We start from the raw sequence: 11,261 nt of genomic DNA on the forward strand, positions 1-11,261 counted from the left end.
AGGATAATTGACAACATACGGATAAATGTGATGGGGCACAGGCGTTGCCTGCGCCCCGATTTGACTTACGGAATTTGTTCCAGCATAAAGTCGAAGTTGTACAACTGACCGCTGTTGAGGGTACTGTAGTTGGTGATCACATTGGTAAAGATCAGAGAGGTGTCATTGGCTGTACCCTGATATTTTACTTTACCATCCATGTTTACATCCCCGAAAAAGTACCCCAGTGCGTTATCGTAGTTATATAATGGATTCGTGTTGGTACTCTGGGCCGCAATCACTTCGGAGAAGATCGTAATCAAATCGTTGGCCGATCCCTGGTACTTAACTTTGCCATTGTGGTTGGCATCACCTGCCCACAGCGCCTGCCTGCCACTCACCGTGGTTTGCTCCCAGCCTTCATAATCGAAGGCGCCAACGACCGTATTCCAGCGTTGCGCACTGGTCATGGTGGTGAAATCAACCACTGTGCCGGTAGTCGACAGGGGAATGGCGGTGGCTGTCATAGCACCCAGGTGATTACGGTGTTTGACGCTCACAAAGAAGCTGCTGCCGGTTAGCCCGCTAAAGCTGAGCGGTGACACGCCATCGCTGGCCAGTACCACATCGCCATCGCGCTGCACCATAGCTGAACGGGTAGCCACTACCAGGGATAGATTGCTCGGGTTGCGCAGTTCAACGAATACCCAGTCCACGACCGCATCGCCGGTACCCACATTGAGGGCCGTTACGCTGGCGGGCATGGTTTCTCCTCCACCACCCAGATGGGTGAAGCGGGAACCGCCGATAGCCGTGTAGGGTTCGGTCAGCGGCAGGAATCCTTTACTGCGCAGATCGTCGCGCATCAGATTATTCGTACTGCCAACGAGCGCTCCCTGTAACATGACTTTCAATTGTAACACCACCACCGGTGCCAGAGGAGCCGCTATCGTAAAGCTATTTACGACCGGTGTGCCCGTTACTCCACTTAAACTAGCTACGGCCGTCACCGATGCGGGACCATTCACGAAAGTTAAACTCGTACAGCTCCAACTGCCGTCCGGGGTGGCCGCTACAACTACGCAGCTCTGACCATTGGGGCCGGTAACGGTTACACTGCTGCCCGGCGTGGCCGTACCCGAGATGGCCGGGTTCAAATTCGCCACCGTCGTGCCCGCTGCGGGCCCTGTGATGGCCACCGTAATCGGCGCAGACTGGCAACTGGCCGCAGATCCACTGCTGTTGATAAATTGTTCCAGCGGATCCTGATTACCTCCTACTGGCTGACCCGAGCTGGAATAAAAACTATTGGGCACATTGTAAGAGAACGCCACATAGGAGGCCTCAATAAACGGATCGCCAGGAGGCATGATCTGAATAGGTCCAGAGCAGCCGTTCCCCTTAAAGGTGAACAGGGCCACCGGCGTACCAATCACGAAGGGTCCCAGGTTCGACTCCGAAGGCGCTTTGCCAATCACATAGTAGGCGTAAGCAGGGTCCAGCACCGCCGGACTATAATCCTGGGTAAAAACTGTACCGCTTGTGGATGTCAGGCTCAGGCCGGGGCCCAGCTTGACCGGGTTCTTATCCCAGTTTTGCGTCCCGCTGGCATCGGTGATGTTCTGAATCACAAAGCCCATCGGCACTTTCAGCGTGACCTGGGCTGTAGAGACCAGTTCGTTGGCACCCCCGTTGTTGCTGTTGGGAGTTGCATAATCAGGCACCACCCAGACTGTATAGAGCTGGGTCGATGCATCAAAGGTCACCCGGTATTTGATCGTATTGGTCGATTGCTGGGCGTTCACAGCACTGCTGTTCAACAGCAGCCAGCTTAAACTCAGCAACCAGACCAGGGCTCGATTCAGGAGGTAGTGGTTTTTCATATTCATAACTAATTAACTTAGCTTGGCTCCAGATGAAATAATAAATCAATAGGGGGGAGCCGGTTTGCACCGACTCCCCTGCTATCATCTATCTTAAGGTAACTGTTCGCGGATGACAAAGAAGTTTTGCCCGGCCGCATTACCCGGATGGTTCTTGGTGACGTTCAGGTAGATGTAGTTCACATCGTTGCCCGTCCCCTGGTAGATGGTACGCCCATCCAGATTCACATCCCCCGTATAGTAGCCACTGAGAATATAGCTTGGGTTACCCGCAATGTTCAACGGTCCTTTCACTTGGTTGGCAATGGCCGACACATCGTTGGTCGTGCCCTGATAAATCACCGACTTATCATATACCACATTCCCCCCCCACAAGGCCACCCCCTGGGCCACCGTCACCTGAGACTGATTGATCGCACTCGTGGTGACCCGATACGTCCCCGTGGCAGACGTGCGGAAATCCACACTCGTCCCCGTTACACTCAACGGAACCGCACTGGCCGTCATCACCCCCAGGTGGTTGCGGTGTTTTACACTCACGTAGTAGCTCCCCTGCACCGCACTGAAAGCCACCGCCGACGTACCGTCGATCTCCACAATGTCGCCGTCCCGCTGAACCAGCGCCGGACGTGAATCCACCACCAGTGAAAAATTAGACGGGCTGCGCAGCTCCACAAACACCCAGTCCACAATCGCATCGTTGCCCGTCACCCCGAACACCGTAGCCGTGTTGCTAACCGGACCCACCGTGGTGATGGATGTCCAGCTGCTGTAAGGACTGCTGGCGGGCAGGTATTTCTTCACCCGCAGATCGTCCCGCATCAGCCCCGTTGGCGAAGTGACCCCGAAGAGCGCACCCTGCAGCCAGACGTGAGGCAGCAGCAACGCCTTTGGCGCGGGCAGCACCGTGATGGGCAGAATCACCGTGGTGCACAGACCACCCTGATCACACACCTGTATACACACCGTGGTGTTCAGCGGAGCCGTGCTACCCGGCGTGTAGGTCACACACAAAGCATGGGTCACATTGTTAACCCCTACCTGGGCCACCCCACTGGCGGGCTGACCGCAAAGGGTGGCCGTGTGGGTGTCCCCCACGTTATCGGTAATAGCGGTACAGACCGTAATGGCCTGCCCCGCCGTCACCACAATGGGCGTTGGGGTTACCACCGGAGCCACCGGCGTGGTACCCGGCGGGGTTGGGTCAACAATGGTTACGGGCACGGTCACCTGGGTACACAGACCACTCTGGTCGCACACCAGCAGACACACCGCATCGGGTCCTACGCTGCCCGGTGTGGGTTTGTAGAGCACACACACCTGGTTCGTCGTGTTATTAACTGTAGCTGTAACCGAGCCTTTGGTTGGGCTGCTGCACAGGGTGACACTCTGCACATCACCCATGTTGGGATCGACGATGGTCATACAGACCTGGGCCGTCGAATCTTTGGGCGTCACGATGGGCACCACCACCACCACCGGTGGCTGGGGCAGGGCTATCGTCTGACTCGTTGGTATCACAGTAATCGGAATGATGGTCTGAACGCAATTGCCCTGACTATCACAAACTTGTATGCAGACTGTTGTCGCACCTGTAAACGTGGTTGCCGGTGTGTAGGTCACACAAGCCGTGTTGGCGGTATTATTGACCACCACCGTAGCCGTACCACTGCCGGGCTGGGCACAAATCGAAGCCGTGTGGCTGTCGAGATGATCGGCATCAATGATAGGCAGACATACCGTTATGGGGTTCCCCTGATCTGTAACGATTGGCTGACCAATAATTACGGGAGGATTCGTCACCGTTGAAGGCTGCACGCTCACCGATACCGTCGCCACATCACACTTGCCCGCCGTGTTGCAGGCCGTGTAGGTGAAGCTATCAGGACCGGTGTATCCCGTTGCGGGGATGTAGGCATAGGTTCCATTCGGGCCCATTACTACCGTACCATGGGCAGGCTGACCCGACGTAAAGGTTAGCGGCAACGCCGGACTGTTGGGATCGCTGTCGTTAGCGGCTACTGTGCCGGTGGCCGACGTATTCTTCGTCGTCAGCAGCGCATCGTCCACGGCCACCGGCGACAGTGTCGTACCTACCGGTGGGGTGGGTTGCACATTCACCGTCACCACCGCTGTGGCACAGAGCGCCGGGGTAGCTTTATCACAAATCGAATACGGGAAACTCACTACACCTGTGAAATTAGCCGGTGGCGTGTAGACCACTTTCCCGTTCACCACACTGGCCACTCCCACACTGGGCTGCGACACAATCGTTGGTGCACTCAACTGCCCGTTCAGCGTAGTGGCCGAATCCGGGTCGGTATCGTTGGCCGCCACATTGATGGTCACCGACGTACCTGCCGTAGTCTGGGTGTTATCGTTGTTGGCAATGGGTGCATTGTCCACCGCCGGGTTAGGCGAGGGAACCGGGTTGACGTTCACCGTTACACAGGCGCTGCTGCTCAGCCCCGCCGTGTTGCTCACGCTGTAACAGAAACTCGCTACACCCGTGAAGCCCGAGGGTGGCGTATAGGTGTAAGTCCCGTTGGGATTGAGTACCACCGTACCTGATGTGGGCTGACTCAGCAAGGTAGCTACCAGCGGTTGATTCTGCGGATCACTGTCATTGGTCAGCACGTTGCCCGATACAGGGGTATCGGGATTGGTGTTGGCAATGTCGGGTGTAGCCACGGGAGGCAGCGCCACAGGCACCAATACATCCACATTAACGGTGGCAGCCGCACATTTTCCAGCCGAATTACACACATTATACGTAAAACTCGCTGGCCCTACAAAACCCGGGGCGGGCGTGTAGGTGTACGAACCTGTGGGCGTCATAATCACTGTGCCGGAAGCTGGCTGGCCGGTCGTATAGGTTAGCGGCAACGCCGGACTGTTGGGATCGCTGTCGTTGGCCGCTACCGTACCCGTTTTCGGCGTATTGATAGTGGTGATCAGCGCGTCGTCGCCCGCAATTGGGGATAGAGTCGTACCCACCGGTGGCGTTGGCTGAACGTTGATCGTTATTATGGCCGATGAACAAAGCGGTGGGGTGCCTTTGTCGCATATAGTATATGGGAGCGTGACCACACCTGTGAAGTTGGCCGGAGCTGTGTACTTGACGGTACCATCGGGGTTCAGGCTGGCCGTTCCAACACTGGGTGACCCCAACGTTGGCGTATTCAGTTGTCCGTTCAGGCTGGTGGCACTGTCAGGATCGGTATCGTTGGCGGCTACGTTGATCGTAACCGACTGACCCGATGTCACCTGGCTATTGTCGTTGTTGGCAATAGGCGCGTTATTGTAGATGAGCGACGGACCGGGAACCACCGTAATAGCCGCACAGGCCGAACTACTCAACCCTGCCGTATTCGTTACCGAGTAACAGAAACTCGCCACACCCGTAAAGCCCGTGGGCGGAGTATAGGTGTAACTGCCATTCGGATTCATCGTTACGGTGCCGCTGGTCGGTTGACCAAGCAGACTGGCCGTTAGCGAACCGCCCGCGTTCGGATCGGTGTCGTTGGTCAGCACATTACCCGACACGGGCGTATTGATGTTCGTCGTTGCAATATCCGGCTTGACTACGGGTGGCAGACTAGCCGGACAGACCTTCACGGCTAACTGGTTGGACAACGCCACGCAGGCACCGCCAATAGCCGACAGATTGATACCGGTGCTAATGGTTGGCAGGGGAGTTACCGTGTTGTCGTAGGTAATCTGATACACGAAATAATCGCCCGCAGCGACGCCCGTTAACGAGGGGCTGCCTGGTGCCGAGATGTATTGAATCAGGCCCGACGCATTGATCAGCACCATCATATTCGTATAGTTGCTGCCCGATACGGCTGGTGTAGCACCGAAGACAATAGTACCCGCTGTTTTATCGCAGGTGGGCGATGTACAGGCTCCGGCACTTGTCGTGATCGTTGCCGGATTCGAGTACGCATCCGGGCAACCGGCTCCACCGGTATTCAGTACGGCTCGGTATTGCTGGTTGTTGACGGCATTATAGAAGGTATAGTATTTGTTGGTGGCGCTATTGGGCAGATCGACCCAGGTCGTGCCGCCATCGGTAGAGGTTTGCCACTTGACAACCCCGCCGGTCTGGCCCGTGAGTGTAATGGTACCAGCGTTATTGGTTGGGCAGATGGCCCCGCCGGCATAAGTTGCTGTGCCACCCACTGCCGGGAAAGCGCAACCCACGACCGTAAAGCTGGCTGCTGCTGTATTGCTCACCCCTGCGGTGTTACTTGCAACGGCCGTTACCGTTTGCGAACCCACTGTGAAGGTCAGGCTACTACAGGTCCAGGCTCCGGTAATTGCATCGGCAGTCGTTACGCATTTCTGTCCGTTTTGCCCGTTCACTGTAACAGAAGCGCCCGGTGTGGCGGTGCCGCTAACCGGTGGATTGGTGTTGGTAGTGGTCAAGTTGGCTGGGCCAGTAATCATGAGTGTTGGTGGCACAGTACAATCAATGTCTTTCACCGCTGCGTTCTGGCTGCTGCCAATGGTTTGCCCTGCTCCGGCCTGAGTAGGTACGCCGTAGGTAGCCGTGGCCGACGAGACCGTACCCGTCAGGGCACCGACAGGGGTGATGTTGCCTATTTTAAAAGCCGCTCCGCCTTCAATGGCATCCGGGCAACCATCGCCATCAGAGTCGAGGTCGAGGCTATTGAAAATACCGTCGCCATCGGTGTCTGCTGTACAGACTGATTTAGGATGCAAACTGGGGATATAGCTGGCATCCAGTACAGACGTGATTTCGCCGATGGTATTGCCGGTAGTCAAATTCCCGCCTATCGTGTTACGAATGCGATAATACTGGTACTCACCAATATTACTATTCGCAGTAAATACAACAGGCGAAGTCGATAAGTTAACATCCGCACTGGTCAATTCCAGCCAGGTAACACCATCCTTTGAACCGTCGAGCCGGGCGCGAGTCGCTGTAATGGTTGTGATATTATCCGATACCGAAATCGATGTCAGTTTTACAGCGGTGGGGTATACAATCGTAAAAATCGCATCGCCAACCACCATTGTAGACCCTGTAAAATTGAAAAGTTTAGTGGCCAGGCCATCATACAGCTCCTGAAAAGGTTCGGGAGCCGGGTAAATGGAGCTAATAGCCTGAATGGTGTTGGCTTCAGTAGCCGTGTAATAACAGTCGGGTGCCTCTACGGCATCGAGGATACCATCGTTATCATCGTCCAGATCAGCCAGATCACTTATACCGTCGCCATCCGAATCGGCGCAGGCATTCAGGAACGACGCCAAGGCCAATTGTGTGTAGGTCGGCGTGTAGTTGAGGATGCCATTGTCGGCAACGGTTTCCTTTAAATTAGTCAGGCCATTGGTGCCCACCGATGCTGCCGGAAACTGAAAGTTAGCGATTTTACTGGTCGTTGCACCCGCTTCGTAGGCATCGGAACAGCCATCGTTGTCGCTGTCCGTATCGAGCGAATTAACAATCCCATCGCCATCCGAATCCAGGCTTGCGCAACCGGCAATTAAGCCCGTCGAGGTTGAACTAAAGGCCGATGCAGGCACATTGACCCAGCCGGTGCCATCGACATTCCATTGAATGATGGCCCCGTAATAATCGGCACCATCGGATATGGCGTCGCCAAAACGCACCCACTGTCCGCTTGAGGTAGTGTTAGCGAAGGTGTATTCTGTACTGTTGACGATGTTGCCGTTGAAGTCGACTTTTTGATACGAGACTTCTTTTAAATCTGTGGTATTGAATGTCGGATTTCCCGAGGCATCCAACGCCAGATGCAGGGTGGTGAATGTTTCCCGCACGGTACCGACAGAAGCAGGCGAACCACTGGCCAGCGTTCTTATTTTCAGCGACGTACTATAGCAGGGCAAGCTAATGAACCCTTCGATCTGGGTAAAGTTGCCATCATTGGGATCAGCCCCGCCATTGGGTACATCAACCCATGGCGTTTGCCCGAATACAACAGGAATCGTACCGCTGGTTGTAGCAGCAGAGGCTGTAAAATCCGGAAAATCGCCATATTTAAGCGTACCTGTCGGGCTGTTTCGGTGCAGCGTCGTGCTCGTAAAAAACGCATTACCCGATGCCAGTTCAGCCAGTGTCCAGCTTTTGTAATTCACATTCCCATCACCGCCCACACAGGCAATTCCTGATTCTATCGTGTCGGGAATACCGTCGTTATCGTCGTCGAGGTCATCTACATCAGGAATACCGTCATTATCACTGTCAAGACAGTTCTTAAGCGTAGCTGTTACGGCCGTAGTAGGGCTATAACATTTGCTGACCGAATCGTAGAAAGCCGCATAATAGGTACCTGCTGCTACTGAAGCCGGGTTGCTCACAGCATTGGCACTGGTAGCCGTTGGTGCAGTAAACCATGCCAGCGCGGTGTTAGCCGGTGTGTTGCTGGCCGTAAGGGTTGACAAATCGACCGTGGTAGCCGGGCAGGTATTGGCTTTTGTGCTGGCTGAGAGTATAGGCGCAGTTGTACCGGCGGTACAGGTTATACAGACGCCCGTAACGGAAACAGCAACGGAAGCGGGCGTATAACAGCCACTGGTATTATAAAATCCATAATACGTACCGGCCACAGCTGCCGTTGGGGTGGCATAGGCCGTACCGGTATGGGCATTGTTTGTATACCATAAAATGCCGGTTGCCGTGCTGGTTAACAGGCTGTTGATATTGGCGGTTGCAGCCGGGCAACTAATCGCAATTGATCCCGAACTTAGCGTTGGGGCGCTGGCGGCATTGCCAGTACTCCCAACGTTTTCCAGGCCAAAATCGTCTCCTCCCTGACCATTACCAGTGCCACTGGCCACAGTACCACCAGAACTATTGGAGTAGGGCGAGTTAAACCGGAACGTTAAGGCAGCATTATTCGGGCTGCCGGCAGGCCAGGGAATAACAATGGCTATGCCGGCATCGGTTACGGAGTTACCTGTAGTTCCACCGGGGAACTGAAGGTTATCGAAACCGGAGATACTGGCCCCATTGGCCATGGTTACCGTCACCTTTCCGGTAGCGGCTCCCGTTGCCGTTGGATTATTAAATGTGGCATAGACCACGCCGTTTAACAACACCTGTAAGCTAGCCTGGGTAATAGCCGTTGCATCTTGACCGGCCTGCTGCAAGATCAGGTCGAACGACACAGTTACCTGATGCGCAACAGGGCCTCCATTCAGGCCAGTCAGCGTCTGCGACAGGTCCTGATTGACAGCCCCATCCGTGTTGTTAAACGCACGAACAGCGGGCGACGTTTGAAACTGCCAACCGCCCGATGATGTCCAGCCCGTGCTGGTCCCACCGGCAAACGTTCCATTTGTAACAATGTTACAGGTTTGAGCATAGCTCATTTGCCCCAGTGCCAACAGCCCCATAAACAACATGGCGATTGACTTAAATGCAAGCGAAGACCCGTTGAACCGAACGTAATCCAGCCAACGCCCCGGCCGTGTAGAAAGTAATTTCATAAAGCGTCTGTTTGCCTTGTTACCCTGTAAAAATTCTTCATTATCCAGCCAGATTGGTACAGGCCGCTGGTTCGCCAATTCCAGGCTGGATAGCCCCTGAATTGGGTTTTTTCGTGTATGGTAGTAGTAGTAGTCTTGCTTCATACAGTTAATCCCCCACCCCAACTGCCGATATAATCGGATTGAAGTTTTTCCAGTCCGACAGGGGGCCATCGAACTCGTTTGTTATGGTTTCGCCAGTAGTTCGCAAGCTCCTAACGGTATATTATATACGTTATACCGATTAGGGAATGATGGATTATCGTAACAGCCCGGATCTTCATTTATCTTCTCATTTCACAATCACACTCGGCAGCACATTACAGTCGACCGTACAGGCCACCGAACTGGTCGTAGTCGTAATGGTTGTTGAGTTGGCATCTACGCAGGTGTCTCCCCCGGCTGGATTGCCGCTGTTGACCACCGCCCGGAACTGCTGATTGTTGGCTGCGTTCACGAATCCGTAACTGGTTAGCCCTGCCGTACCGGCAATATCAGTCCAGCTAATACCGCCATTGGTTGACGTTTGCCATTTCACCACCGTACCCGTTTGGCCCGAGAGCGTTACTGCCCCGGCATTGCTTACACTACAGAGGGGGTTGCCGGTAAAGCTGGTTACACCACCAATTGATGGCGTAGTGCAGGGCACAATAGCCGTGAAGGTAATGGGTTGCGAAATGCTCCCACCAGGCCCCGAAGCAGTAACGGTCAGCGTGTTGGGGCCACCAGGCAAGGGGATCGTCAGCGCACAGGCGAATGTGCCCGAGGGACTGGCCGTGGTAGTACAAAGCGTTGTCCCCGACGGATCGGTGATGGCAACGGTGCTGCCCGGTGTAGCCGTACCCGAAATGGTCGGCGTGGTAGTGGTCGTCACATTCACCGGACCCGTTACGGTCAAGCTTGGCGGTGATGCTACAGTGAAGTTGCTCACAGCCGTAGTGATACCATCCGTTGCCGTTACGCTGGTTGGACCAGCCGGGAAGGTGATGCCCGAACAGGTCCAGGTGCCACCCGGCGTGGAGGCTGTAGTAACGCAGGATTGACCATTGGGTGCCGTTACCGTCACGCTGCTGCCCGGCGTGGCCGTACCCGAAATAACCGGGTTCAGTGTTGCCATTGTTGTACCATCCAGCGGGCCAGTGATGGCAACAGGGCTGTTACAAACCTTTATATACAGCGTATTTGAGACACTAAGACAGTTGGCTTGTTGAGTAGTGACATCATACAGCGAATTCCCTACCGATAAAGCCGTGAGCGACCCGGACGCGGGACCGCCCGTGTAATGAACCGACGTGATGGCATAATCGCCCAATGGCACGGCAGCAAACGAAGCCGTATTGCTGACCTGAGCAATCAAATTGGTGGCGGTATTCACCAGCACATAGCTGGTGTTTACGCCCACGGGTACGCTCTGTGCCGTAAAGGTCACGCTGGCCGGAGCTGCCGCATAATCGCAGGTGGGGCTGCAGACTTTAAGCGCAAGCGAGGAGCCATAGGTCAGGCATTGGTCGGTCGAATAGACATCGGAGATCAGCTTGCCTGCCGATGCGTTGTTCAGTGAGCCTGAATAATGAGCAGGTACGGCATAATATAGCCCCCGCGACACGCCGTTGAAAACCGGAGCGGTCTGGTTGGTTTGTACGATCAGACCCGAGGTCATGTTGACCAGCAGATAGATCGTTGAAAAGCCCGCCGGTATGTTTTGCGCCGTGAGCGAGATATTGGCCGGTTCGCTTGTGTAATCACAAGTTGCAGGCAAGGCAGGGAGTGTTGGCTGTTGCGCCTGAGCCGTTGCTGCGAACAGCAACAGACTCAGACACATGAAGGCCAATAGACTAAGACCTGCCCGGAACGATTGGTTTAGATAACTCATCATCTGTT

At 54.9% G+C, this 11,261-nt stretch carries 3 protein-coding genes; all 3 read right to left on the reverse strand.

Annotation, left to right across the window (positions count from 1 at the left end; all coding sequences use genetic code 11):
• Positions 1 to 65: 65 nt before the first annotated feature.
• Positions 66 to 1,862 (reverse strand): hypothetical protein, encoded by a 1,797-nt coding sequence (locus CWM47_RS32990; RefSeq protein ID WP_100992789.1) that lies wholly within the window; start codon positions 1,860 to 1,862, stop codon positions 66 to 68.
• A 93-nt stretch (positions 1,863 to 1,955) separates the two neighbouring features.
• The gene (locus tag CWM47_RS32995) at positions 1,956 to 9,485 is read right to left on the reverse strand and encodes an Ig-like domain-containing protein (protein WP_170069472.1); all 7,530 of its coding nucleotides are present in this window, start codon (positions 9,483 to 9,485) and stop codon (positions 1,956 to 1,958) included.
• A 187-nt stretch (positions 9,486 to 9,672) separates the two neighbouring features.
• Positions 9,673 to 11,256: an Ig-like domain-containing protein gene (locus CWM47_RS33000; RefSeq protein WP_100992791.1), complete on the reverse strand. Its 1,584-nt coding sequence runs from the start codon at positions 11,254 to 11,256 to the stop codon at positions 9,673 to 9,675.
• Positions 11,257 to 11,261: the final 5 nt, after the last annotated feature.

The organism is Spirosoma pollinicola (genome assembly GCF_002831565.1).
In the GTDB taxonomy this organism is placed as follows: Bacteria; Bacteroidota; Bacteroidia; order Cytophagales; family Spirosomataceae; genus Spirosoma; species Spirosoma pollinicola.